We start from the raw sequence: 301 nt of genomic DNA, 5'->3' as shown, positions 1-301 counted from the left end.
GCGCAAGTCCGGCCGCGGCAGCGGACCGTGGCGCCACCTGGTTGCGGCTGGCCGCGGATGCCGCCGCTTCAGACAATCCCTGGGATCACGCCCACGACATCGTCGCGCAGACCCCCGCGCTGGCGGCCGCGGGCGCCGAAGTGCTCGCGATCGAGCCCGATATCCTGCAGCAGTGGGATTACAAGGATAGCGGTGGCGATCGCGGCATGGCGGCAAGCGCGGCTCCGGCATGCACTTTTGACGAACAGGATCCGAGCGGTGGGCAGGCGACGATATCGGGTCGGGTCGCATGGAATGCCGC

At 69.4% G+C, this 301-nt stretch carries 1 protein-coding gene; it reads left to right on the top strand.

Translation table 11 applies throughout. The features are described 5' to 3' along the window. Window positions 1-41: 41 nt before the first annotated feature. The coding region (locus EN852_RS38905; RefSeq protein WP_135879908.1) for a hypothetical protein at window positions 42-301 on the top strand (260 nt) is incomplete at its 3' end.

Source organism: Mesorhizobium sp. M2E.F.Ca.ET.209.01.1.1, from assembly GCF_004010375.2.
GTDB lineage: Bacteria > Pseudomonadota > Alphaproteobacteria > Rhizobiales > Rhizobiaceae > Mesorhizobium.
The sequence above is the reverse complement of the archived record's forward strand: the minus strand, read 5'-3'. Positions and strand labels throughout refer to the sequence as shown.